Annotated in this window: 21 protein-coding genes; 11 read left to right on the top strand and 10 right to left on the bottom strand. The window is 71.2% G+C overall.

Annotation, left to right across the window (positions count from 1 at the left end; genetic code table 11):
* Position 1: 1 nt before the first annotated feature.
* Genes ACFY9I_RS20555 through ACFY9I_RS20545 form a run of 3 tightly spaced genes read right to left on the bottom strand, consistent with a single transcriptional unit; the run spans position 2 to position 3,266 of the window.
* Complete coding sequence (locus tag ACFY9I_RS20555; RefSeq protein ID WP_391003516.1) at positions 2-1,072, bottom strand: beta-eliminating lyase-related protein; 1,071 nt, start codon at positions 1,070-1,072, stop codon at positions 2-4.
* Positions 1,069-1,821, bottom strand: a complete 753-nt coding sequence (locus ACFY9I_RS20550; protein ID WP_391003514.1) for an SDR family NAD(P)-dependent oxidoreductase — start codon at positions 1,819-1,821, stop codon at positions 1,069-1,071. The genes ACFY9I_RS20555 and ACFY9I_RS20550 overlap by 4 nt, the downstream gene beginning before the upstream one ends.
* Before the next feature lie 47 nt (positions 1,822-1,868).
* Positions 1,869-3,266 carry a DUF6421 family protein gene (locus ACFY9I_RS20545; RefSeq protein WP_391003512.1) on the bottom strand — a complete coding sequence of 466 codons (1,398 nt, stop codon included), beginning with the start codon at positions 3,264-3,266 and terminating at the stop codon, positions 1,869-1,871.
* 411 nt (positions 3,267-3,677) lie between these two features.
* On the opposite strand from ACFY9I_RS20545, the gene ACFY9I_RS20540 reads away from it, so the two are divergent.
* Complete coding sequence (locus ACFY9I_RS20540; RefSeq protein ID WP_391003510.1) at positions 3,678-4,361, top strand: glycerophosphodiester phosphodiesterase family protein; 684 nt, start codon at positions 3,678-3,680, stop codon at positions 4,359-4,361.
* 3 nt (positions 4,362-4,364) lie between these two features.
* On the opposite strand, the gene ACFY9I_RS20535 is transcribed toward ACFY9I_RS20540, so the two are convergent.
* Positions 4,365-4,904: a GNAT family N-acetyltransferase gene (locus ACFY9I_RS20535; protein ID WP_391003508.1), complete on the bottom strand. Its 540-nt coding sequence runs from the start codon at positions 4,902-4,904 to the stop codon at positions 4,365-4,367.
* A 247-nt stretch (positions 4,905-5,151) separates the two neighbouring features.
* Here ACFY9I_RS20535 and ACFY9I_RS20530 point away from each other — a divergent pair, with 247 nt between their 5' ends.
* Positions 5,152-5,916, top strand: coding sequence for a VOC family protein (locus ACFY9I_RS20530; RefSeq protein ID WP_391003506.1), 765 nt, complete (start codon positions 5,152-5,154; stop codon positions 5,914-5,916).
* 387 nt (positions 5,917-6,303) lie between these two features.
* On the opposite strand, the gene ACFY9I_RS20525 is transcribed toward ACFY9I_RS20530, so the two are convergent.
* Positions 6,304-6,849, bottom strand: a complete 546-nt coding sequence (locus ACFY9I_RS20525) for a MarR family transcriptional regulator (RefSeq protein ID WP_391003505.1) — start codon at positions 6,847-6,849, stop codon at positions 6,304-6,306.
* A 328-nt stretch (positions 6,850-7,177) separates the two neighbouring features.
* On the opposite strand from ACFY9I_RS20525, the gene ACFY9I_RS20520 reads away from it, so the two are divergent.
* The 4 genes from ACFY9I_RS20520 to ACFY9I_RS20505 all read left to right on the top strand — a co-directional run bounded on the left by ACFY9I_RS20520 (position 7,178) and on the right by ACFY9I_RS20505 (position 10,749).
* Positions 7,178-7,732 (top strand): DUF5134 domain-containing protein, encoded by a 555-nt coding sequence (locus ACFY9I_RS20520; RefSeq protein WP_391003503.1) that lies wholly within the window; start codon positions 7,178-7,180, stop codon positions 7,730-7,732.
* A 526-nt stretch (positions 7,733-8,258) separates the two neighbouring features.
* Positions 8,259-9,200, top strand: a complete 942-nt coding sequence (locus ACFY9I_RS20515) for a M48 family metalloprotease (RefSeq protein ID WP_391003501.1) — start codon at positions 8,259-8,261, stop codon at positions 9,198-9,200.
* A 134-nt stretch (positions 9,201-9,334) separates the two neighbouring features.
* Positions 9,335-10,018: a phosphatase PAP2 family protein gene (locus tag ACFY9I_RS20510; RefSeq protein ID WP_391003499.1), complete on the top strand. Its 684-nt coding sequence runs from the start codon at positions 9,335-9,337 to the stop codon at positions 10,016-10,018.
* Positions 10,019-10,050: 32 nt separating this feature from the next.
* Positions 10,051-10,749, top strand: coding sequence for an HAD-IA family hydrolase (locus ACFY9I_RS20505; RefSeq protein WP_391003497.1), 699 nt, complete (start codon positions 10,051-10,053; stop codon positions 10,747-10,749).
* 396 nt (positions 10,750-11,145) lie between these two features.
* Here ACFY9I_RS20505 and ACFY9I_RS20500 read toward each other — a convergent pair whose 3' ends face one another.
* A complete protein-coding gene (locus tag ACFY9I_RS20500) occupies positions 11,146-12,651 on the bottom strand; it encodes an LVIVD repeat-containing protein (protein ID WP_391003495.1) in 1,506 nt (501 codons plus the stop codon).
* Between the two features lie 194 nt (positions 12,652-12,845).
* On the opposite strand from ACFY9I_RS20500, the gene ACFY9I_RS20495 reads away from it, so the two are divergent.
* Positions 12,846-13,511, top strand: coding sequence for a DUF305 domain-containing protein (locus ACFY9I_RS20495; protein ID WP_391003493.1), 666 nt, complete (start codon positions 12,846-12,848; stop codon positions 13,509-13,511).
* Positions 13,512-13,581: 70 nt separating this feature from the next.
* Here ACFY9I_RS20495 and ACFY9I_RS20490 read toward each other — a convergent pair whose 3' ends face one another.
* Entirely contained in the window at positions 13,582-14,058 is a 477-nt protein-coding gene (locus ACFY9I_RS20490) for a DUF6214 family protein (protein WP_391003720.1), read from the bottom strand.
* A 224-nt stretch (positions 14,059-14,282) separates the two neighbouring features.
* On the opposite strand from ACFY9I_RS20490, the gene ACFY9I_RS20485 reads away from it, so the two are divergent.
* Positions 14,283-15,638 (top strand): FAD-dependent oxidoreductase, encoded by a 1,356-nt coding sequence (locus tag ACFY9I_RS20485; RefSeq protein ID WP_391003718.1) that lies wholly within the window; start codon positions 14,283-14,285, stop codon positions 15,636-15,638.
* Between the two features lie 32 nt (positions 15,639-15,670).
* On the opposite strand, the gene ACFY9I_RS20480 is transcribed toward ACFY9I_RS20485, so the two are convergent.
* Positions 15,671-16,975 (bottom strand): GDSL-type esterase/lipase family protein, encoded by a 1,305-nt coding sequence (locus ACFY9I_RS20480; RefSeq protein ID WP_391003716.1) that lies wholly within the window; start codon positions 16,973-16,975, stop codon positions 15,671-15,673.
* Between the two features lie 307 nt (positions 16,976-17,282).
* A complete protein-coding gene (locus tag ACFY9I_RS20475; protein ID WP_391003491.1) occupies positions 17,283-18,614 on the bottom strand; it encodes a PHB depolymerase family esterase in 1,332 nt (443 codons plus the stop codon).
* 518 nt (positions 18,615-19,132) lie between these two features.
* Here ACFY9I_RS20475 and ACFY9I_RS20470 point away from each other — a divergent pair.
* Together ACFY9I_RS20470 and ACFY9I_RS20465 are read left to right on the top strand one after the other, a co-directional pair.
* Positions 19,133-20,110, top strand: a complete 978-nt coding sequence (locus ACFY9I_RS20470) for a polysaccharide lyase family 1 protein (RefSeq protein ID WP_391003490.1) — start codon at positions 19,133-19,135, stop codon at positions 20,108-20,110.
* Positions 20,111-20,156: 46 nt separating this feature from the next.
* Entirely contained in the window at positions 20,157-20,939 is a 783-nt protein-coding gene (locus ACFY9I_RS20465; RefSeq protein WP_391003488.1) for a pectate lyase, read from the top strand.
* A gap of 119 nt (positions 20,940-21,058) precedes the next feature.
* On the opposite strand, the gene ACFY9I_RS20460 is transcribed toward ACFY9I_RS20465, so the two are convergent.
* Complete coding sequence (locus ACFY9I_RS20460) at positions 21,059-21,640, bottom strand: hypothetical protein (RefSeq protein WP_391003486.1); 582 nt, start codon at positions 21,638-21,640, stop codon at positions 21,059-21,061.
* A 236-nt stretch (positions 21,641-21,876) separates the two neighbouring features.
* Here ACFY9I_RS20460 and ACFY9I_RS20455 point away from each other — a divergent pair, with 236 nt between their 5' ends.
* Positions 21,877-22,962, top strand: a complete 1,086-nt coding sequence (locus ACFY9I_RS20455) for a WD40/YVTN/BNR-like repeat-containing protein (RefSeq protein ID WP_391003484.1) — start codon at positions 21,877-21,879, stop codon at positions 22,960-22,962.
* Positions 22,963-23,397: the final 435 nt, after the last annotated feature.

The following is a 23,397-nucleotide window of genomic DNA, read 5'->3' as shown; positions in this document are numbered from 1 at the left end:
CTCAGCGGGCCATCTCCTCTTTGAGCGCCGCCACGAACCCGTCCACGTCCTCCTCGGTCGTGTCGTAGGAGCACATCCAGCGGACGTCGCCGGCGGCCTCGTCCCAGAAGTAGAAGCGGTAGCGCTTCTGGAGGCGTTCGCTCACGTCGTGCGGGAGGCGGGCGAAGACCCCGTTGGCCTGCACGGGGTACAGGATCTCGACGCCGTGGACCGCGCGCACGCCCTCGGCGAGCCGCTGCGCCATCTCGTTGGAGTGGCGGGCGTTGCGCAGCCACAGGTCCTTGGACAGCAGGGCCTCCAACTGCACCGACACGAAACGCATCTTGGAGGCGAGCTGCATGGACAGCTTGCGCAGGTGCTTCATACGGCGCACGGCGTCCTGGTTGATGACGACCACGGCCTCGCCGAACATCGCGCCGTTCTTGGTGCCCCCCAGGGAGAGCAGATCGACACCGACCGCGTTGGTGAACGTCCGCATCGGGACGTTCAGGGAGGCGGCGGCGTTGGCTATCCGGGAGCCGTCCAGGTGCACCCTCATGCCGTGGGCGTGGGCGTGCTCGCAGATCGCGCGAATCTCCTCGGGCGTGTACAGGGTGCCCAGTTCGGTGCTCTGGGTGATCGAGACGACCTGCGGCATCGCCCGGTGCTCGTCGTCCCAGCCGTACGCCTGCCGGTCGATCAGCTCGGGTGTGAGCTTGCCGTCGGGTGTGGGCACGGTGAGCAGCTTCAGACCGCCGACCCGCTCGGGCGCCCCGCACTCGTCGACGTGGATGTGCGCGCTCTCGGCGCAGATCACCGCGCCCCAGCGGTCGGTGACGGCCTGGAGCGCGACGACGTTGGCACCGGTGCCGTTGAAGACGGGGAACGCCTCGGCGGTGGCGCCGAAGTGGCTGCGCACGATCCGCTGGAGGTTCCCGGTGTACTCGTCCTCGCCGTACGAGACCTGGTGCCCGCCGTTGGCCAGGGCCAGGGCGGCGAGCACCTCGGGGTGGACCCCCGCGTAGTTGTCGCTGGCGAAGCCGCGGACCTCCGGGTCGTGATGGCGTCGGGCGTCGGTCTTCGGAGGGTTCACGGCTTGTCGGTCAGCCACAGACGGTTTCCGTTCACTTCGGCGGCGGACTTCTCCCAGACCCCGGCGATGGCCTCGGCCAGCTCCTTGACGTCGGTGAAGCCCGCGAACTTCGCGTTGGGGCGGTCGGCGCGCATCGCGTCGTGCACCAACGCCTTCACAACCAGGATGGCAGCCGCGGAGGTCGGCCCGTCCGGCCCTCCGGCCTTACGGAAGTAGTCCGCCATGGCCAGCGTCCAGGCCTCGGCGGCGGCCTTGGCCGCGGCGTAGGCGGCGTTGCCCGCGGTGGGCTTGCTGGCACCGGCCGCGCTGATCAGGAGGTACCGGCCGCGCTCACTGCGCTGCAGCGCCTCGTGGAAGGCGAGGGAGGTGTGCTGCACGGTGCGGATGAGCAGCATTTCCAGGAAGTCCCAGTCGTCGAGGCTTGTCCTGGTGAAGGTCTCGCTGCCGCGCCAGCCGCCGACGAGGTGGACGAGCCCGTCCACCCGGCCGAAGTCCTTCTCCACGCGGGTGGCCCAGTCGCGGGTGGACTGCAGGTCGAGCAGATCGACCGTGTCGCCGACGACGGTGGCTCCGCCGTGCGCGTAGCGGGCCGCGTCCACGGCCTCGGAGAGCCGCTCGGGGTCGTTGTCGGAGCCGACGACGATCGCGCCCGCGTCGGCGAGCCGCAGCAGTGCCGCCCGGCCGGCGGGTCCGCCCGCGCCGGCCACCGCGATCACCGCACCGCTCAGTGCACCGTTGCCGTTCTGCATGGTCTTCGCCTCCTGAGCAGCGTCTACGACGTCTACGACTTCGGCGCTCACGCGGCGGCCCGCTCGGCGTTCGCCGCGGTGATGCCCTTGGTGGAGGCGATCACGGTCTTCAGCTTCTTGGCGAGCGCCTCATAGAACATGCTGAGCGGAAACTCGTCCGGAAGCACGTCGTCGACGAGTTTGCGCGGCGGCTGCGTCAGGTCCAGGGCGTCCGGTCCCTTGGCCCAGCGCGAGCCGGGGTGCGGGGCGAGGTAGGTCGCAACCAGCTCGTACCCGGCGAACCAGTGGACGAGCTTGGGGCGGTCGATGCCGTCGCGGTAGAGCTGCTCGATGTCGGCGCAGAGCTCGTTGGTGACCTGCGGTGCCCGCTGCCAGTCGATGTACAGCTTGTTGTCGGTCCAGCGGACCACGTCGTGCTTGTGCAGATAGGCGAAGAGGAGCTGGCCGCCGAGGCCGTCGTAGTTGCGGACGCGCTCGCCGGTGACGGGGAAGCGGAACATACGGTCGAAGAGGACGGCGTACTGCACGTCACGGGCCTGCGGGATGCCGTCGGCCTCCAGCTTCACGGCCTCCTTGAAGGCGGTGAGGTCGCAGCGCAGCTCTTCGAGGCCGTACATCCAGAACGGCTGGCGCTGCTTGATCATGAAGGGGTCGAAGGGAAGGTCGCCGTGGCTGTGGGTGCGGTCGTGGACCATGTCCCACAGGACGAAGGCCTCCTCGCAGCGTTTCTGGTCATGGACCATCGCGGCGACGTCCTCCGGCAGGTCGAGGCCGAGGATGTCGACGGCGGCGTCGGTGACGCGGCGGAAGCGGGCCGCCTCGCGGTCGCAGAAGATGCCACCCCAGGAGAAACGGGCGGGTGCCTCGCGCACGGCGATGGTCTCGGGGAAGAGGACGGCCGAGTTGGTGTCGTAGCCGGCGGTGAAGTCCTCGAAGGTGATGCCGCAGAACAGCGGGTTGTCGTAGCGGGTGCGCTCCAGCTCGGCCAGCCAGTCGGGCCAGACCATGCGCAGCACGACCGCTTCGAGGTTGCGGTCGGGGTTGCCGTTCTGGGTGTACATCGGGAAGACGACCAGGTGCTGGAGGCCGTCCGCGCGGCGGGCGGCGGGCTGGAAGGCCAGCAGCGAGTCAAGGAAGTCGGGCACCTGGAAGCCGTCGTCGGCCCAGCGCCGCAGGTCCTTGACGAGTGCCTGGTGGTACGCGGCGTCGTGCGGCAGCAGCGGGGAGAGCGCCCGGACAGCCCCCACGACGTCCTGGACGGCCAGCTCGGCGTCGGCCGGGTCGGGGGCGTGCTCGGCCTCGAAGTCGATGGAGCCGTCCTTGGACTGCCATGGCCGGATCCGCTCCACGGCATCCTTGAGCACGGGCCAGGCCGGATGGTCCACCACCCTAGTCACCGGAGGAACTCCGCCCTCCACGCCCGACCGCACAAGAATTTCCGTCATGACCCATCCTCCACGGGAGAACCTTTCGTAGGGACACCGTACGTAGCAGAGGTTCCCTCCCGCAAGACCGATCTTGACGACTCCGCCGGAAATCCTCCCGCCACACCCTCTACGTAACCGCTGAATCTCCTGTCACACGCGTCATAGATCACAGTTCATGCGTCACGGTCGCCGCCCAGAGGGCACCGGGGTCAACGCGCGCCGGACTCGCCCACTCAGGGATGACCTGATTCGTGCGGGACAGATGCGGGAACGGTCCGTTCTCCGACGTGGCACGGCATGACACGACCCGAACGGGCTCGTGCACGTACGGATGCATCACACGGCGGGAGGACTACGCTGCGCCCCAGCCGCGTGCCGCCCCCTCCCGGTCGCGCGGGCCGAGCCGCCGTCGACGGAAGCGAGTCCACCTTGAACTTCCTCACCATCGGTCACCGTGGAGTCATGGGCGTCGAGCCCGAGAACACCCTCCGTTCCTTCGTCGCCGCCGACCGCGCGGGTCTCGACGTCATCGAACTCGATCTGCATCTGAGCAAGGACGGCGCGCTCGTCGTCATGCACGACGCGGACGTGGACCGGACGACGGACGGCACGGGCCCGATCACCGACAAGACCCTCGCCGAACTGCGCGCCCTGGACGCGGGCCGCGGGGAGCGCGTCCCCACCTTCGAGGAGGTCCTGGACGCGGTGCGGGCCCCGCTCCAGGCCGAGATCAAGGACACGGCGGCGGCCCGCGCCCTCGCCGAGGTCATGCACCGGCGCGACCTGGTGGGACGGGTCGAGGTGCTGTCCTTCCACGACGAGGCCGTCGCCGAGATCGCCCGGCTCGTGCCCGGCGTACGCACCGCGCTGGTCGCCAGCCGCTACGGCACCGACGTCGTGGACCGTGCGGTGGCGGTGGGCGCCGCCACCCTCGTGCTGAACATCCGGCGGCTGACGCTGGAGGTCGTCGAGAAGGCCCGCAAGGCGAACCTGCGGATCATCGGCTGGGTGGTGAACACCCAGGATCATCTGCGGCTGGTCCGCGCGTTGCAACTGGACGGCGCGACGACCGACTACCCGGACATCAAACGCACGGGCCGCTTCACCGCCTGAGCCCTAAGCCAGCTCCTTGACCAGCAGCTCGAACCGCAGGTCGTCCCGGAGTGGGATGCCGAAGCGCTCGTCGCCGTACGGGAACGGGGTCATCCGTCCCGTACGGCGGTAGCCACGCCGCTCGTACCAGGCAATGAGGTCGTCACGTACGGAGATCACGGTCATGTGCATCTCCCGGGCACCCCAGCTCTCGCGTGCCATCCGCTCGGCCTCGGCGATGATCACCTTGCCGAGGCCTCCGCCCTGGAGGGCCGGGCTCACCGCGAACATTCCGAAGTAGGCGTGGTCGCCGCGGTGTTCGAGCTGACAGCAGGCGACGACCGCGCCGTCACTCTCGACCATGAGCAGTCGGCTGTCGGGGGACTTGATGACCCGCAGAACACCCTCGGGGTCGGTGCGCTGCCCATCGAGGATGTCGGCCTCCGTGGTCCACCCGACCCGGCTGGAGTCCCCGCGATACGCCGACTCGATCAGCACGACGAGGGCGTCCACATCGGCGTCGGTGGCGTCACGGAAGGTCAGGCCGGTGGCGGCGCTCCCCATGGGCTGCTCCTGGCGGATGTCTGCGCGGCTCGAACACGCAAGAGGGTAGCGCCTGTGTTCGGCCCCGCATGACCACGTGCTCGGCCGCACCATCGCGTGGACCATCCGCGGGCTGCCCGGACGGAAATCTGACGCCTCCCGCCCCGGTGGCCGGGGCGGGGGCACGGGCATAGCGTGCTGGGAGGGGTTTCCATGCCCGATTCCCTTCCAGCACGCCGTGCCCGTGCCCCGTCCCGGAAGGAACGCCATGAAGCTCGACGAGCCCGTGACCGGTGGGCCCTGCTGGACCGAGCTGGGGACCAGTGACCTGGAGGCGGCCAAGCGGTTCTACACCGAGTTGTTCGGCTGGCGCACGGAGACCGATCCCCGTCAGGAGGCCGGCGGCTACAGCGTCGCGCACCTCGGTGACGCGGCGGTCGCCGCCCTCAGCCCGCTGTACCAGGAGTCTCAGCCGGTGGCCTGGAACGTGTCGTTCGCGGTGAGCGACGCGGACGCGGCGGCGCGGGCGGTACAGGCGGCCGGCGGAACCGTGGTGCTGGAGCCGATGGACGTCTTCGACATCGGACGGTTCGCCGTGGCGCTCGACCCGGGCGGCGCGGCCTTCCAGCTTTGGCAGGCCCGGACCTTTCGGGGGGCCGGGCTGTTCAACGCGCCCGGCGCGCTCGGCTGGGTGGAGCTGCTGACCCGGGCGCCGGAGCAGGCGAAGACCTTCTACACGACGATGTTCGGCTGGACCGTGACCGCCGGCGGGGAGTACACGCAGTGGGGCGTCGAGGGCGCCGAATTCGGTGGCATGATCACGATGGACGACAAGTTCCCGCACGAGGTGCCCTCGCACTGGCTGCCGTACTTCGCCGTCGAGGACGTCGACGACACCGCCCGGATCGCCACCGAGGCGGACGGCACCATGCTCATGGAACCCACCACCGTGCCGGACGGACCGCGCATCGCGGTGCTGCGGGATCCGCAAGGGGCCGCGTTCGGCGTGTACCCGCAGGGCGCCGAGAGCTGACACCGGTGGAACGCGTCATGCGTTGCCCACGCCCGGCAGGACCCGTCTGCGCGTGCGTGAACCGGCCTTCGGAGGCATGACGTCGGGCTGGGAGCGCCTGACGGCTCGACCGCCCCGGAACCGTCGTGCCGATCCTCGGCGCCACCGGCGAGCGCCGACTCGCGGGCGGACACCCCGGCGAGGGTCGACGTGCCTCTCGACGCGGACACGGACGCGGACACGGACACGGACGGAGACGGACGCGGACACGATCGCCCGGCTCGACGAGGTGAGCGGGCCCTCCCCGGGCTTCCCGCGCGACTTCCGCGCGAGTCCCAGATCCGGCAGAACGCGTACGGTCCCCGCTCGGCCGACATCCGCGACCCGCGCACAGCCCGTCACCAGGGCCTACGCGCGCGGCAGGCCCAGTCGGACCTCGAGCTGGTTCAGCAAACCGCCCAGCAGTACAGCGAGTTCTCGGCGGTCGTCGGCCCCGACACCGGACAGTACGGCCGTCTCGTAAGCCAGTTGCTCCGGCATGACAGTGTCCACGAGGTCGCGGCCGGCGTCGGTGAGGCGGACGTGCGCGACGCGGCGGTCGCGGGCGTCACCCCGTCGCTGGACCAGCTCGCGCTCGGCCAGCAGCTTGAGACGTTTGGTCACGGCAGCGCCGGAGGCGAAGGTCTCCCGAGCGATCTCACTGGGGGTCAGCTCGTGGCCGGTGCGGCGCAGGGTGCCGAGGACCTCGAACTCGGGGCGGGTGAGTCCGGCGCGGCGCAGCGGGGCGTCCTCGGCCTGTTGCAGGAGGGCCGCGCAGCGGTTGACGCGGCCGATGATCTCCATCGGCGCGGTGTCGAGACCCGGGTGCACCGTCTGCCACTGGCGCACCACCTTGGCGACCGTGTCCCCGAGAGCCGCGCCGCTCCCCACCGCCCGCCCGTTGCCTGCCGTCATGCCCGTGCGCCCTCCGCTGCCTGGAACCCGTCCCGCCGTACCGTCGCCGCGAGCGTACGGTGTCCGGCCTGCCCGGTGTGTGTCCCTGGCTCCCGCGGCCCCGCGCGTTGCCGTCATTCGCCGCCGGCGCGCGTCGGTGGTGGCAGACGGTCCCACGGCGGCGGCGAGGACGTGCCGGGCGGCCCCATCCGTCTTCGGGACGCACCCCCACGCGCTCCCCCGCGTACACCCTTGCGCTCGTATGCGCGCCATCGTGGCCGGGCATGCCCTGACCGACTGTCCGCCCGCTCTGAGCACTGACCGACGTCGTCGAACGGGGAGGTGCGTGGTGCACGGACCGATTTCGGTCGGGTGGCTGCTGGTCGCGCTGTGCGCGGTGACCGGGGGCTACTGCCTGCTGCGGATGCGCAGCGCGGTCGAGGAACAGCGCCGGGCCGCGGGTGGCGAGGCGCTGATGGGGTTCGGCATGGCTGCGATGGCGGTGCCCGCGGCGGCCGTGACGCCGCCGCGCTGGGCCTGGCTCGCGTACACGCTCGTGTTCGGCGCGGCGGCGCTGCGCGCGCTGTGGTCGGCCCGGACGAGTGCGTGTCATCTGCATCACGCGGTGGGCGCGCTGGCGATGGGCTACATGGCCGCCGCGATGGCGGTCGCCCCTGGCGGTGGCCACGGCGGCGCGGGGCTGCCGCTGGTGACCGGGGCGCTGCTGGTGTACTTCGCCGGCTATGTGCTGTGGGCGGGCGTCAGGCTCATCCCCGTGGCGGCCGTGGTGGGGGCACGGGTTCCGGTGCCACGGGCGAGGGGCTGGGGCGACCGGCCCGAGTTGGCGCGGGCCTGCCGGCTGTCCATGGGCATCGGGATGCTGGCCATGCTGCTGACGGTCTGAGCGACGGGCTCGGCCGAGCGGCGACACCGCGGACGCAGACGCCAGGCGTACGGCTGCGCCGCGCGGCTACGGGCCCGCGTGGCGGGCGTACGGCTGCGCCCCCGGCTACGGGCCCGCGTGGCGGGCGCAGGCTGGCGTGATCCACGCGGGAGGCCGCGCGGGCGTAGGGCGGCGGGTGATCCACCCGGGGGCGCGGGCGTTGTCCGCCCGGGGACCTCGCGGGAGTCGTCCGCCCGGGAGGTTGTGCGGGAACCATCCGCCCGAATAGACCGCGCGGGGGCCATCCGCCCGAAGGGCCATGCGGGAACCGTCCGCCCGGCCCTGCGCCGGGCGGGAGACGCTCAACCGGACACAGGCCCAGCAGGAGACCCGCACCCGAGCGCACGCCCTGCAAGAGACCCGCCCCCGCACGCACACCCGGCAAGAGACGCACGCCCGAGCGTGGGCGCGGCGTGGTCGTGGTTTGCGTCACTTCGGTGGCTCGGCGCGTGTCGCCGTGCCCCGGCGCCCTCATAGGCTGCGCCTCATGATGGTCCCCGCGGCGTTGTTGCTGCTCGGCGCCCTGTTCGCCGTCGTCGCCCCGCGGCTGCTCGCTCGGGCCGACTGGCCGGACCGTGAACCGGTGGTCGCCCTGTGGGTGTGGCAGTGCGTGGTGGCGGCCGTGCTGCTGTGCTGCGTCCTGTCGATGGCGCTGAGCGGGGCGGCCGCCTGGACGGCGGTGCGCGGGCGGGTGTTCGCGCCCGCCCCGGACCCCGTCGTGGAGGCGTACGCGCTGGACGCCGGGGGCTCCTGGGCCGTGGGCACTGCGGTGGTGCTCGCCTGCGGCGGACTGTGGACCGGGGTGATGCTGGTCCGCGAGGTCGTCCGGGCGCGGCGGCAGCTTCAGCGGCGCCATGCCGAACTCCACTCACGGGCCCCGCTGCTGCCCGGCGAGGACCCGGCCGGCGACCGGCTCGTGGTGGTGGAGGGCGAGCGGCCTGACGCCTGGTGGCTGCCCGGCCCCACGCCCCGTCTCGTGATCACCACGGCCGCGTTGCGCCGGCTGAAGGGGCGGCAGGTGGACGCGGTGGTCGCCCATGAGCAGGGGCACGCACGGGCGCGGCACCACTGGCTGCTGCACTGTTCGGCGGCGCTGGCGGACGGGTTCCCCCGGGTGCCGGTGTTCGCCGCGTTCCGTGACGAGATGCACCGCCTGGTCGAACTCGCCGCCGACGACACGGCCTCCCGCCACCACGGCCGCCTGACCATCGCCCTCGCGCTCGTCGGCCTCAACGAGGACCGGGGTGTGTTCGGGCCCTGTCCGACCCCCGACGACCATGTGCCGCAGCGGGTCCACCGGCTGCTCACTCCCCCGGAACGGCTCACCCCGGCGCGGCGCCTGCGGCTGACCGCCTACGCCGCTCTGGTGCCGGTCGTGCCGGTGCTGGTGGCTTTCGTCCCGGCTTTGCGGGCACTCGTCAGGTCGTGACATGGCAAAGAAGAGGCCAAGGGGAACCCAAGAACAACGGACGGCGCGAGGGCTTTGCTCCGGTCGCGACGCGTGACAGTGATCTCACGCCACGGCATTGGCCTGAGGCCCCGGAAGTCGGCAAGGATCGCCGTATGCACACCCCCACCCTCGACTCGCCGCCCCACCGGCCGTCGACCACCCGCACCGCCCGCGTCGCCGCGGCCTTCGCGACGCCCACCGTCCTGTTGCTCGTCCTGGTGGCGCTCTCCTGGAGGCCGCTCATGGCGCTGGACGAGAGCATCGCGAACACCACGCACGGATGGGCCGTCGACGAACCGGGCGTCACCCATGCGTTCCGCATCCTGACGGACTGGGTCTGGGACCCGGTGACGATGCGTCTGCTGGCCGCGGCCGCCGCGATCTGGCTGATGTGGCGCCACAGAGAGTGGTGGTTGGCACTCTGGCTGGCGGTCAGCTGTGCGGTGGGCACGGCGGTCCAGCAGGGCCTCAAGGCGGCCGTCGGCCGGGAGCGGCCCGCGTGGCCCGACCCCGTCGACTCCGCGCACTATGCCGCGTTCCCCTCGGGTCACGCCATGACGGCGACGGTCGTCCTCGGCCTCCTGATCTGGCTCCTGCACCGGTACGGCGCCGGCCAGGCCCTCATGCGGACGGCCCTGGCGGTGGCCGTGGTCTCCGTCGTCGGTGTCGGTCTCACCCGGATCTGGCTCGGCGTGCACTGGGCTTCGGACGTGGTGGGCGGCTGGCTCCTGGGCGGGCTGACCATCGCACTGGCGGTGCTGGCGTACGAGAAGTGGCGCGCCCAGGCACGTACTTGACCGTGCGCGGCTGAGTCCGAAAGATCTACGGCATGACGATCAAAGGCGTGCTGTTCGACTTCTCCGGCACCCTCTTCCGCATCGAGTCCGCGGAGTCCTGGCTTCGCGCGACGCTCGCGGACATCGGCCTCGCCCTGCCCGAGCCGCAGCTGGTCCGGGCGGCCGAGGCCCTGGAGCGGGCCGGTGCGCTGCCGGGCGGTGCGCCCCCGGTGGAGCCGCCGACCGGTGCGCTGGGTGAGCTGTGGGCGGTGCGGGACCGGACCGCCGAGCAGCACCGGGCCGCGTTCACGGGCCTGTCCCGCCGGGTGGCGCTCCCCGACGCGGCACTCCCCGACGCGCTGTACGACCGCCATATGACGCCGGCGGCCTGGAACCCCTATCCGGACGCCGCCGAAGTTCTCGCCGCTCTCGGGGAGCGGGGCGTGGCCGTCGGCGTGGTGAGCAACATCGGCTGGGATCTACGGCCGGTGTTCCGCGCGCACGGCCTCGACCCGTACGTCGGCGCTTACCTGCTGTCGTACGAACACCGCGTTCAGAAGCCGGACCCGCGCCTGTTCTCCCTCGCCTGCGAGGCGCTCGGGGTGGACGCGCGGGACACCCTGATGGTGGGTGACGACCGGCGGGCCGACGGTGGCGCGGCGGCCCTGGGATGCGGGGTGTACTTCGTGGACCATCTGCCCGCCGCCGAGCGGCCGGACGGGCTGCGGCCGATCCTGGACCTGGTGGGCTGAGGGCCGTCGAGCGCGCGCCCGTCGGCTGAAGTCCCTTGTCGGGGTGGGCGATCGCCGCGTCCCGTTCACGGACCGGCTGTCGGTCGCCGCCGGGCGTCCGTCCCGGACCGTCCCCCGTGCGGTCCGGGACGAACAGCGGCCGGGAGGCAGCACGCAGGGTCGCCGCCCGGAAGCGCTGAGTATAGTTCGCCGACGGCCGGTCGACGCAGGGGTTACAGGATCTCCCCGTGCGGCGCCTCGGTCAACGAATCGACGTGGCGGCCTTGCAGGCTCGGGTCGATGGAAAGACGCGGCGGCCTCGGGGCCCGACTGCCGCGGGCCGTGGTCGAGCCGGGCGTCCCGCCGGACCCCGAAGGGCCCGGCGGGACGGATGACGGAAACCTGTCGCGGTCTCCCCTACCAGCCGAAGTAGTCCGGCTGGGTCTGCACGTTGAGCTCGCGCAGGTGGACCCACTTGGCCGGATCCGTCCGCCGGTCGTCGATCTTCAGGACATCGAAGCCCTTCACCATGTCGTTCGAGTAGATGTAGCCGTTGTAGTAGTACGCCGACCACGCGCCACCGCCGACGAGGGCGTCGGTGGAGATCGGGCCGCGCTCGAAGTAGGCGATCTCCTTCGGCTTCGAGGAGTTGGTGAAGTCCCAGACCGAGACGCCGCCCTGGTACCAGGCCTGGACCATGATGTCCTTGCCCTTGACCGGGATCAGCGAGCCGTTGTGGGCGACGCAGTTCTCGGTGTCCGCCTGGTGACGGGGGATCTTGTAGTAGCTCTTGAAGACGAGCTTGCGCTTGTCGCCCTTGCCGACGATGTCGTAGATGCCGTCGGCACCGCGGTTCGGGCCGATCGCCTCGTTGCAGGTGGCCGCGCCGCCGCCGCCCAACTCGTCGGTGAAGACGACCTTGTTCGCCTTCTGGTTGAAGGTGGCCGAGTGCCAGAAGGCGAAGTTCACGTTGTCCTGGACCTGGTCGATGACCTTCGGGTTCTCCGGGTCCTTGATGGAGAACAGGATGCCGTCGCCCATGCACGCGCCGGCGGCGAGATCCTTCGACGGCAGCACCGTGATGTCGTGGCAGCCGGTGGTCTTGGAGACACCGGGGTTCGTGGGCGAACCCGGGTTGCCGCCACCGTCCGCGCCCTCACCGGGGAACAGGACCGGGAAGCCCACCATGGCCGCCTTCTCCGGCGACTTGCGCGGCACCTTGATGATCGAGATGCCGTCGTGGGGCGGCTGGCAGTCGGGGTACGTGGCGCTCGGCGAGTACGACGAGACGTAGACGTAGACGTTCCTGCGCTCGGGCACCAGCGTGTGGGTGTGCGAGCCACAGGCGGTCTCGACGGCGGCGACGTACTTCGGGTGCGCCTTGTCGCTGATGTCGAAGATCTTGACACCCTCCCACGACGACTTCTCCGTCGCGGGCTGTGTGGTGCTGTTGCAGGAGTCGTCGCTGCGCGAGGAGTCGGTGGAGAGGAAGAGCAGGTCGCCGGAGACGGAGATGTCGTTCTGCGAGCCCGGGCAGAGCACCTGGGCGACGGTCCTGGGCGCCTTGGGGTTGCTGATGTCGAAGACCCGGAAGCCGTCGTAGTTGCCGGCGTAGGCGTACCTGCCCTGGAAGGCGAGGTCCGAGTTGGTGCCGGGCAGCGCCTCCTTCGGGATGTTCGTCAGGTGCTTGATGTTGGCGGAGTGGACGATCTCGTCCTTGCCGGGTATCTCGCCGGCGGCTATGGCCGCCCGCGCCTCGGCCGCGTCGCTCCTGGAGACCTCCTTCCGCGTGGCGGGCGAGTCCCCGGGGTCGGGGGTCGCGGCCGCCGGGCCGGCCGTGAGCAATGCCGCCAGGAGGCCTGCCGCAGTCGCGGCGACCCCCAGACGTCTGCGCCGCGTCCGAAGGTTGTTCAACAGGATCACTGTGTCCTCCCTTGTCGCCGTTCGCGGTCGAACGGTTCAGGCGTCCTCCGAAGTATCGTCTTCATCATGCACATATCAACAGACGCAATGTACTCGTAACGAACAAATTCGATCAGCGCCATGTGAAAGCGTGTTAGGAACATGCGTCAACACTCACGAGGTGTACGTCCGTTCCTGTGCCCCAGGAGGTCACTGTGCTCGTTCGCCGCTCATCCCGCGCGTCGCTGGTCACGTCCTCGTTGACGGTCGTTCTGCTCGCCCTCGCGGGCTGCGACTCGGGATCGGACGCGGACCCCGACGGCGCATCGGCCAAGTCGAGCGGACCGGCGGTGATCGCCCCCGGAAAACCCGGTGAGGCAGCTCGAACCCTCTCACCGGAAGAGGCCGAGAAGCATCGAGCGGAGGACGACTCTCCGAACAGCGCGGACTTCGACTACGCCCGCATGATGATCGTGCACCACACCCAGGCCCTGGAGATGACCGAACTCGCCCCCGACCACGCGCGGTCGACCCAGGTGAAGCGGATCGCCGAACGCATCTCGGCCGCCCAGGAGCCGGAGATCGCGGCCATGGAGGGCTGGCTGAAGGCCAACGACGGTGATGGCAGGGACACTTCGCACGAGCACGGGACGATGCCCGGCATGGCGACCGAGGCACAGTTGAAGGAACTCGACACACTCGACGGGGAGAAGTTCGACCAACTCTTCCTGAAACTGATGATCACCCATCACGAGGGGGCGATCACCATGGCGACGGATGTGAAGGCGCAGGGCAACAACATCCTGATCGAGGAGATGGCCGACGACGTGATCGCCCAGCAGACGACCGAGATCAGCCGGATGCGTGACCTGACGGACTGACATGCTCCTCGCCGGGAAGGGCGAGGATTCCGCCTTCCGTAGCCGGAGCGCCGACCCGGGGCTCCCGGACTCAGCGCCGGGCGTGACGGGGGCCCAGCAGCCCCTCGTCACGCGCCCCGGCGATCAGCCGGAGCGACTTGCGACGGCTGTGCCCGGTCGCGCACATCACCGCGAGCACCGGGTCGTAGCCCGACCGCTGCGCCGCCAGATACTCCTCGGCGACCATCCGCCGGCCCTCCGCCCCGCGCGGCCAGGCGGGTCTCGCCCGGCGACCGGACCCGGTCGAGGACGGGTACGACAGTTCCTCCTCGAACTCCGGCGTGGCACCACAGGCCTCGAACAGCGGCCCCTCGATCCAGTCGGCGAGTTCCGCCAGATCGTCCAGGGACAGCGGCGGCTGGGACCGGACGTCCTCCAGGGACAGCCGCCCCTCGCAGACCACGGCCAGGACCTCGACCGCGGCCCCGTCCGGGAAGGTCAGCCGGGCGTTGTACCAGGCCGTGGCACCGTCGTGCTCCTGCACCTCCCAAGCGGGCCGCACCGACACCGCGCCGTCCCGCCAGTGGCGATCGGAAAGATTGAGAAAGGACGCTTCCAGCACCTGGGCAACGTATGCGCATGATCACATTCACTGCGTACAGCCACGCGTACCGCAGACGCACGGCACCCCGACGGCGCAGCACCGCCGCCCCGCCCGTGTACCCCTCCCCCGGTACGCCCCGCGGTGCGATCCTTGAGGCATCAGCGATCTCCTCGCGTAAGGAGTCCGCCGTGCTGCGTGTCGCCGTCGTCGGTTCGGGACCGAGCGGGTGCTACACCGCCCAGAGCCTCGTCCAGCAGGACCCGGATGTGCTGGTCGACGTACTGGACCGGCTGCCGTGCCCGTACGGCCTGGTGCGGTACGGGGTGGCGCCGGACCACGAGAAGATCAAGTCGCTGCAGAACAGTCTGCGCACCGTGCTGGAGCACGAGCGGGTGCGGTTCCTCGGCGGCGTCCAGGTGGGTCCGGACGGTGTCCCGGCCGTCCGGCTGCGGGAGCTGTACCACGCGGTCGTGTACTGCGTGGGCGCCGCCACCGACCGTCGCCTCGGCATCCCGGGGGAGGAGCTGCGCGGTAGCTGGTCGGCGACCGAGTTCGTCTCCTGGTACAGCGCGCACCCGGACGCCGTCGCCGACGGTTTCGTCCTCGGCGCGCGGACCGCCGTGGTGATCGGCGTCGGCAATGTCGCGGTGGACGTCACCCGCATGCTCGCGCGCGGCGTGCGGGAGCTGACCCCGACCGACATGCCGCAGACAGCCCTCACCTCCCTCGCGGCCAGCCGGGTGACCCGGATCCACATGGTGGGCCGCCGCGGCCCTTCGCAGGCCCGCTTCACCACCAAGGAGCTGCGTGAGCTGGGCACCCTCCCCGACACGCAGGTCACCGTCGACCCGGCGGAGTTGGATCTGGACCCCGACTACGGGGACCCCTCCGCCCTCCCTGCCGCGAAGCGCCGCAATGTCGAGGTCCTGCGCGGCTGGGCCGCCGCGCCCGCCCCGTCCGGCCGCCACCGCATCCACCTGCGCTTCTTCCTCCGCCCCGTCGCGCTCCTCGCCGACGGCGACCGCGTCGGCGGCATCCGCCTGGAACACACCGCCCCCGACGGCCAGGGCGGCGTGACCGGCACCGGCCGCTACGAGGAGATCGAGACCCAACTGGTCCTGCGCTCGGTCGGCTACCGAGGCGTCCCCCTCGACGGCCTCCCCTTCGACCCGGAACACGGCACGGTCCCCCAGGTGGCCGGCCGTGTGATCCGGGAAGGCGGACCGGCGCCGGGCGAGTATGTGGCCGGCTGGATCAAACGGGGCCCCACGGGAGTCATCGGCACCAACCGACCCTGTGCCAAGGAAACGGCGGCCTCACTGCTGGAGGACGCCCCCGCCCTCGTCCGCCGGAACGTCCCGGACGACGCGATGCCGGCGTTGCGCGCGCAAGGGTGCACACCGGTCGAGTGGTCGGGCTGGCAGGCGATAGAGAGGGCGGAGGCGGAACTGGGGGCGTCACTGGGCAGAGGTGTGGTGAAGCTCCCCGACTGGGAGTCACTGCTGACCGCCGTGCACGGCGGCGCGCCCCCTCCCGGAGCGTGAGGAGCCGCGCGACCCGCCTGCGCCGGTGCCGCTCACCCCCGTCGAAGCAGGCGCGGCGGAACCGCCGCGGCGAGGACCCGGTAGCCCTCGGGGTTGAGGTGCAGCCAGTCGCCGTCGTGCAGGGTGGCAAGGAGGCGGCGGGGGTTGTCGGGGTCACGGACCGCGCGGTCGAAGTCGAGGACCGCGTCGAAGCGGCCGCTGGTGCGGATCCAGGTGTTGACGGCCTGCCGGGCCGCCTCGCGATGTCCGGCGGCGTCGTCGTACGGGGTGTTGCCGCCGAAGGGCAGCAGGGTCGCGCCGTAGACGCTGATGCCCTGGGCGTGGGCGCGGACGATGATCTGCTCGTAGGCGGCGATGAGGTCGGCGGTGACGCGCTGTAGGGCGGCGGGGGTGGCCTCGGCGGTGCCGAGGTCGTTGACGCCCTCGAAGACGATGAGCTGCTCGACCGCGCTGTGGGCCAGGATGTCACGGTCCAGGCGGGCGAGGGCGTTGGGGCCGAGACCGTCGTTGAGGACGCGGTTGCCGCCGGCCGCCTGGTTCACCACGGCGATGTTCCGTGTGCCGGGCTGCGCCTGGAGGCGGTCGAAGAGCTGGTCCGGCCAGCGGTTGTTGCCGTTGGTGGTCGAGCCCCGGCCGTCGGTGAGCGAGTCGCCGAGGACGGCGACCGAGGTCGTGGCGGGCCGGGAGAGCACCTCGACGTCGCTGAGCAGGTACCAGTGATTGGTCGGGGTCGCGCCGGGCAGGTCCGCGTCCTCGGTGTGGTCGCCGTGCGCCAGGTACGAGGTGGTGCGGGAGCCGGGGTGCGAGGTGAGGGCGAGGGAGGCCTGGCCCTCGGCGAGGTACGCCGTCACGGTGAGGTTGGTTCCGGGTCTGAGCGTGAAGTCCAGCGGGTCCGAGACCACTTGGGCCCCGACCGGCACGGTCGTGGACTTCCGCCCGCTGAAGGTCACCGCCCGGGAGGTGCCGGGTTCGATGGCGCCGACCCCCGCCCGCCCGCCCAGCGGAAGGGCCACCCGTACGGCGGTCAGGGGCAGCGCGCTGCCGCCGAATGCGTTGGAGAAGCGCAGCCGGACGCGGTCGCCGCCGGTGGTGACACGGACGGTCTGCCGCAGGGTGGTGTCGACCAGCACGGCCCGTTCCCCGGTGAACGGCGCCGGTGGCATGTTGCCCGGCTCGGTGAGCTGCGGCATCGCTGACCAGGTGTTCACCCAGTGCCGCGCGGACCTCGCCGGGGCGCCCGTGCCGGCACCGTCCGTTCGCTGCGGACCGCGGACCAGGGCCACCACGGCGGAGGACGCCACCAGGAGGGCCAGGGCGAGGACACAGCTGGCGATCACGGTGGGGAGCGGTGCCCTGCCCGACGGCGCGGCGGTCGCGAGCGGGTCACCGCTCGACGGTTCGGCGGGCTGCGGTCTACTGAGCGGTCGCAAGAGCGGTGCCTTTCTCCGGAGGGAGGGAGGAACGAGGTCCGGGCGCACGCGTCGGCGGCGTACGCCCGGGGGCCTCGGGAACGAGGGCCGTCAGGACGGAGGGCCGGTAAGACCGGAAGTCCCGTCGCGGACGCGGGTCCCGTCGCAGACGCGGGTCCCGTCGCAAACGCGGCTCCCGTCAGACACGAGTCCCGTCGGACGGGCGTGGAACGGGTCAGGCGCGCGTGCACGCCGTCCCGTTGAGCGTGTAGGCCGAGGGTGCGCCGTTGTTGCCCGTGTGGTTCGCCTGGTAACCGATGCTGACACTCGCGCCCGGAGCGATCGCGGCGTTGTACGTGGCGTTGCTCGCGGTCACGGCGCCGCTCGTCGGGGTGTACGTCGCGCCCCAGCCGTTGGTGACGGTCTGCCCGGAGGGCAGGGTGAAGCCCAGCTTCCAGCCGTTGACCGCCGTCGTCCCGGTGTTGGTGATGGTCACCGAGGCGGTCAGCCCGGTGCTCCAGGCGTTGGTGGTGACGCTCACCTTGCAGGGGCCGGCCGGGGGCTCGGGCGCGGGGCCCGAGGTGGTGAGGCCGAAGAAGGTGAGGACGCGCTCGCCCATGCCCCAGGCATAGACGTTGTGGCCGGTTCCCTGGAGGCTGATGGCCTCGACGGGGGCACGGTCACCGGTGCCGCCGTAGCGGGTGCGGGTCCAGTTGGACTGGGGCGAGTCGGTGGCGGCCGGTGTCTGGCTGACACCGTGCACGTTCGTCCACTGCTTGATCTCCTCGCCGAAGTTGGGGTAGCGCAGCACGTCGTCCTGCGTGCCGTGCCACAGCTGCATGCGGGGCCGGGGGCCGCTGTAGCCGGGGTGGGCGCCGCGGACGAGGTCGCCCCAGGCCTGCGGGGTGCGGGTGATGGTGCCGTTCGCGCAGTCGCTGTTCCACTCGGAGCCGTTGGTGGTGGCGAAGCAGGCGAAGGGCACGCCCGCGAAGGCGGCGCCGGCGGCGAAGACGTCGGGGTAGTCGCCGAGCAGCACGTTGGTCATCATCGCGCCGGAGGAGATGCCGGTTGCGAAGATTCGGCTGGTGTCGGCGTCGTAGGTGCGGACGGTCCAGTCGACCATGGACTTGATGCCCACCGGGTCACTGCCGCCGCCCCGGGTCAGCGCCTGCGGGGAGGCCACGTCGAAGCACTTGCTGCTGCGGGTGACGGACGGGTACACGACGATGAACCCGTACCGGTCGGCCAACGAGGCGTACTCGGTGCCGTTGTACATCGCCGGGCCGGAGCCGGTGCAGTAGTGCACGGCCACCACGATCGCCGGGTTCGCGGTGACGCTGTCCGGCACATAGAGGTACATCTGCAGATTGCTGGGGTTCGTACCGAAACCGGTGATCTCGGTGAGCGCCGCCCGGGGAGCGGCCTCGGCCCGCGAGTCGGTCGCGGCGGCCGCGGCCGCGGGCGTGGTGAGGAGCGTGGCCGCGAGCAACGGCACCAGGGCTCCCAGCCATGCGACGAGTAACGCACGCAGGGGCCCGCGTGTTCGGCCGTGGGGGGTGAGGGTCACGTCGTCGTGCCTTCCTGTGACGAGTTGGGCAGAAGGGGTCCGTCTGGGTCAGCAGGAGGAGTTCGTCCTAGTCAGCAGGCCCGGCCGCCGGGGCAGCCGGGAGCAGGAGCCGCTCGAAGGAGGCATCCGCCGAGCATCGTGGCATGGACATGGTCGCCACGGAAGCGCTCCCACGCGTCGAAAGAATTCGCTCGCGAGGCGGCACGCGACCCGCTCCGACGCCGCTTCACGCATCGCGCCGGCCCCGTCGACCCGCCTCACCAGGGCCGCCCCAATGTCTTTTGCGCGAAGCGTTGACTAGAAAGCGCTTGCCCCCTACGTTCCGTTCAGCAGTGTGAACAGGACACCGTCACGCCTCGCACGAGACGACGCACGCCGGAGCCCCATTCGCCCGGGGATACGCCCTTTCGGAGCACCGAGTCCCCCACCTCGGCCGCTCCACCCGCTCACCGCGCTCAACATACCGAACACTGTTCAGGTACATGGCCCGCCAGTCCTCCTTGAAGGGACGCACCCGCATGCGTACCGTCCCCCCACGTACACAGACGCAAAGATCAGCCGTGGTGGCCGCCGCTGCCGCCCTGGCCACCACCGCCGTCCTCGTCCTGCCGGCAAGCGCAGGCGCCGCGGAGACCGCACCGGTCGGCTTCGGCGCCGGGACGGCCGGCGGCGGCAGCGCCACCCCGGTCACGGTCTCGACGCTCGCCGCCTTCAAGAGCGCCGTCACCGGCAACGCGGCCAAGGTGGTCCGCGTCAACGGCCTGATCTCGTTGAGCGGCCAGGTGGACATCGGCTCCAACACCACGGTGCTGGGCGTGGGTTCGGCGTCCGGCTTCACCGGCGGCGGCCTACGGATCAAGGAGGAGACGAACGTCGTCGTCCGCAACGTGAACATCAGCAAGCCGGTGGCGCCCGCCGACGGGATCACCGTCCAGGAGTCCACGAGGGTGTGGATCGACCACAACTCCTTCTCGGCGGACCGGACCCACGACAAGGACCACTACGACGGGCTGCTGGACATCAACCACGGCTCGGACAACGTCACGGTGTCCTGGAACACCTTCAAGGAGCACTTCAAGGGCTCACTCGTCGGCCACAGCGACAACAACGCCTCCGAGGACACCGGCCGTCTGAAGGTGACGTACCACCACAACCACTTCAGCAACGTGCACTCGCGCATCCCCAGCCTGCGCTTCGGCACCGGGCACTTCTACAACAACTACGTGGACGGCGCGGAGACCGCCTGCCACTCGCGCATGGGCGCCCAGATGCTCGTGGAGAACAACGTCTTCCGCAACACGGGAGTCGCGGTCACCACGAACCGCAGCAGTGACGCGGACGGCTACGCGAATCTGCGCGGCAACGACCTCGGTGGGGCGTCCACCGAGATCTCCCGGGTGGGGAGCTTCACCTCCCCGCCCTACGGCTACACCGCCGAGTCCGCCTCCTCCGTCGTCGCCTCGGTGACGTCGGGCGCGGGCGCGGGAAAGCTCTGAGCACCGCCAACCCCCCATCCGCTCGGACAACAGAAGGAATCGGGACATGACTTCTGCACCACGTCCGCGTGCCCGCACGCGCGCGCTGACCGGCACGCTCGCCGCGTTCAGCCTCTCGTTTGGCATGATCATGACTAGTGGGGCCACTCCGGCGAACGCCGCCACCTGGCCGACGCCGACCAGCAGCAAGCCGGTGTCCTCCACCATCTCGGTCTCCGGCACCAGGGACGGCGGCATGGTGCGCTACTACGGCAGCGGCGCCCTGGCCGGCGACGGCCAGGAGGAGGGCCAGGAGCCGATCTTCAAGCTCGCGGCCGGCGCGACGCTGAAGAACGTCATCATCGGCGCGCCCGGCGCCGACGGCATCCACTGCGAGGGCAACTGCACGCTGCAGAACGTCTGGTGGGAGGATGTCGGCGAGGACGCGGCGACCTTCCGCGGCGGCTCCACCTACACGGTGACGGGCGGCGGCGCCAAGAAGGCGGCGGACAAGGTCTTCCAGCACAACGGGCCGGGCACCCTGAACATCTCCAACTTCGCCGTCAGCGACTTCAAGACCCTGTACCGCTCGTGCGGCGACTGCTCCACCCAGTACACCCGCAAGGTCAACCTCAACAACATCGAGGTGACCGGGACGGGTTCGACCGCGCGGCTCGTCGGCATCAACAAGAACCGCGGCGACGTGGCGACCCTGCGGCGGATCACGATCCTCAACGACAGCGGCCGCAAGGTCATTCCGTGCCAGAAGTACAACAACAACTCCGACGCCGGTAAGGGCCCCGACAGCACCAACTGCCTGTACTCCGCCTCGGACATCACCTACAGGTGAGACCGCTCGTCACCCGGTGAAGTCCGTTCCCCGCGGCCGGACGAAGCCTTCCCCCACGGGCCTCGTCCGGCCGCCGGCCGTCGGTACCGGGAGGTCGGCCGGGCCGTGCCCGGCCGACCTCACAGGGCCTTGCGCGCCCAGAGCGGGCCGATCAGCTCCCACTCCTCGTCCCACCGGTCCATGCGCCGCCGCTCCATCCGGCCGCGCACCACCCGGCCGCCCACGAAGGGCACCGCGGCCACGAACACGCCCGCGAGGCCGCCGACCAGCGCGGCGCGCAGCCGGGCCTGGGACTCCGAGGCCGGCTTGGTGACCAGGAGGCCCTCGTCGTCCGTCCAGACGGCGACCGGAGTGCCCGTCGGACTGGCGGCTTCGACCCGGGCCCGGCCCTCGTGGGCGGAGCCGTCCGGCGCCGTCCAGCGCACCTTCGCCCACACCTTCCCGGCACCACCGCCCTTCGGGCCGGCCGGCTCCGGCGCGTCCTCGGTGAGGACCGCGTCGACGGGGCGCCACTCGGCGCGCTGGCGGGCCAGGCCGGACTCCACGGAGTCGGCGGCCATCATGCCGGTGACCACCCCGCCGAACAGGGTCAGGGCCCAGGTGACCAGCACGACCCAGGACTCCAGCCGGTCGCTGTGCCTTCTGAGCGGGTTGCGCCGCCACCGCCACAACCACACCTTCGGACCACGGAATGCCACCATCGGGGGCACCCTCCCTCACACACGCAGGACAGCCGGACCGCTCTCCCATACGGCGGCGGCCCTCCCGCCGCTCATGCGATGTGGGTCACCCTGCCGGGAACGGGCGGTCCCCGACTCCCGCGCCACCCTCCCCCACGCCCGCTGACCTGCGGCGAAGGTGTTCCGAGGGGTGACTGTCAGTGGTGAGGTGCAGACTGGCCGGTGACTGAGACGACGATGTCCAGGAGGTGGCCGGGATGGCCGAGGTACTGCTCACCGTGGGCACGCGCAAGGGGCTCTTCATCGGGCGACGGCGCGGCGGCACATGGGAGTTCGACGAGAGTCCGTACTTCAACGCGCAGGCCGTGTACGCGGTCGCCATCGACGCGCGTACGGACACACCCCGCCTGCTGGCCGGCGGCGACAGCGCGCACTGGGGCCCGTCGGTCTTCCACTCCGACGACCTCGGCCGCACCTGGACCGAGCCCGCACGGCCGGCCGTCAAGTTCCCCAAGGACACCGGCGCCTCCCTGGAGCGGGTGTGGCAACTTCATCCCTCGGCCGCCGAGCCGGACGTGGTGTTCGCGGGCACGGAGCCGGCAGCGCTGTACCGCTCCGAGGACCGGGGGGAGACCTTCGAGCTGGTACGACCGCTGTGGGAGCACCCGACGCGCGGCAGGTGGGCGCCGGGCGGCGGTGGCGAGGGACTGCACACGATCCTCACCGACCGGCGCGACCCACGCGCGCTGACCGTGGCCGTCTCCGCCGCCGGAGTGTTCCGCACCGAGGACGGCGGCTCGAACTGGGCGCCCTCCAACTCCGGAGTCTCGGCGGTGTTCCTGCCCGACCCGAACCCGGAGTTCGGCCAGTGCGTGCACAAGGTGACACGGGACGCGGCGACCCCCGACCGGCTCTACCTGCAGAACCACTGGGGGGTGTACCGCAGCGACGACGCGGGCGCGCACTGGGCGGACATCGGCGAGGGCCTGCCCTCCACGTTCGGGTTCGCGGCGGTCGCCCACCCGCACTGCGGTGACACCGCCTACGTGTTTCCGATCAACGCCGACGCGGACCGCGTGCCGGCCGACCACCGCTGCCGTGTCTTCCGCACGGCCGACGCGGGCAAGAGCTGGGAGCCGCTGTCGGCGGGACTGCCGGCCGAGGACCACTACGGCACCGTCCTGCGGGACGCGATGTGCACGGACGACGCGGACCCGGCGGGCGTCTACTTCGGCAACCGCAACGGCGAGGTGTACGCCTCGGCCGACGACGGCGAAAGCTGGCGGCAGCTGATGTCGCACCTGCCGGACGTACTGTGCGTGCGAGCCGCGGTCGTCGGCTGACGTGGAGGCGTACGGGGGAACCTCACGCTACTCGTCGCCCGGGCCGCGCTCTCCGCCGTGCCCGCCGTGCCGGTCACGCGCGCGGCCCCGATGCACCTGGCTGACGCGCTGGGACGCGAACCGTGGCTGACTACTGAGGCTGGGGCGGCAGTGCTGGAACGGCCGCCAAGCAGGTCGCTCAGAGGGCCCTTCTCCGACCTGGGCAGCTCCGCATCTTCCACCTGGCCCACCACGAACCCGCCGCACTTCCCGGTGGTCAGTCGCGGGGCGCCCCCTGCCCGTGCGCCGCCGATCCCGCTGCTCCTGCGCGCGACGACGAGCCGCTGCCCGCCCTCGACCACCCGAGCAGCAGCTCCACCATCGGATACCCAGAACCCGTCCCTCAGCCCCTTGTCGGACATCCGGAAGGGCTTGCCCGCAGCGGCGGCTGTGGCG

It is taken from the genome of Streptomyces sp. NPDC012510, from assembly GCF_042955065.1.
Classification (GTDB): domain Bacteria; phylum Actinomycetota; class Actinomycetes; order Streptomycetales; family Streptomycetaceae; genus Streptomyces.
The sequence above is the reverse complement of the archived record's forward strand: the minus strand, read 5'-3'. Positions and strand labels throughout refer to the sequence as shown.

Bases quoted from the DNA above. Each gene is read 5' to 3' on its own strand.
- ACFY9I_RS20530 (WP_391003506.1), top strand. From the start codon at position 5,152: ATGAAGCTCGACGAGCCCGTGACCGGTGGGCCCTGCTGGACCGAGCTG.
- ACFY9I_RS20510 (WP_391003499.1), top strand. From the start codon at position 9,335: ATGCACACCCCCACCCTCGACTCGCCGCCCCACCGGCCGTCGACCACC.
- ACFY9I_RS20550 (WP_391003514.1), bottom strand. From the start codon at position 1,821: ATGCAGAACGGCAACGGTGCACTGAGCGGTGCGGTGATCGCGGTGGCC.
- ACFY9I_RS20515 (WP_391003501.1), top strand. From the start codon at position 8,259: ATGATGGTCCCCGCGGCGTTGTTGCTGCTCGGCGCCCTGTTCGCCGTC.
- ACFY9I_RS20525 (WP_391003505.1), bottom strand. From the start codon at position 6,849: ATGACGGCAGGCAACGGGCGGGCGGTGGGGAGCGGCGCGGCTCTCGGG.
- ACFY9I_RS20460 (WP_391003486.1), bottom strand. From the start codon at position 21,640: ATGGTGGCATTCCGTGGTCCGAAGGTGTGGTTGTGGCGGTGGCGGCGC.
- ACFY9I_RS20535 (WP_391003508.1), bottom strand. From the start codon at position 4,904: ATGGGGAGCGCCGCCACCGGCCTGACCTTCCGTGACGCCACCGACGCC.
- ACFY9I_RS20545 (WP_391003512.1), bottom strand. From the start codon at position 3,266: ATGACGGAAATTCTTGTGCGGTCGGGCGTGGAGGGCGGAGTTCCTCCG.
- ACFY9I_RS20505 (WP_391003497.1), top strand. From the start codon at position 10,051: ATGACGATCAAAGGCGTGCTGTTCGACTTCTCCGGCACCCTCTTCCGC.
- ACFY9I_RS20455 (WP_391003484.1), top strand. From the start codon at position 21,877: ATGGCCGAGGTACTGCTCACCGTGGGCACGCGCAAGGGGCTCTTCATC.
- ACFY9I_RS20465 (WP_391003488.1), top strand. From the start codon at position 20,157: ATGACTTCTGCACCACGTCCGCGTGCCCGCACGCGCGCGCTGACCGGC.
- ACFY9I_RS20470 (WP_391003490.1), top strand. From the start codon at position 19,133: ATGCGTACCGTCCCCCCACGTACACAGACGCAAAGATCAGCCGTGGTG.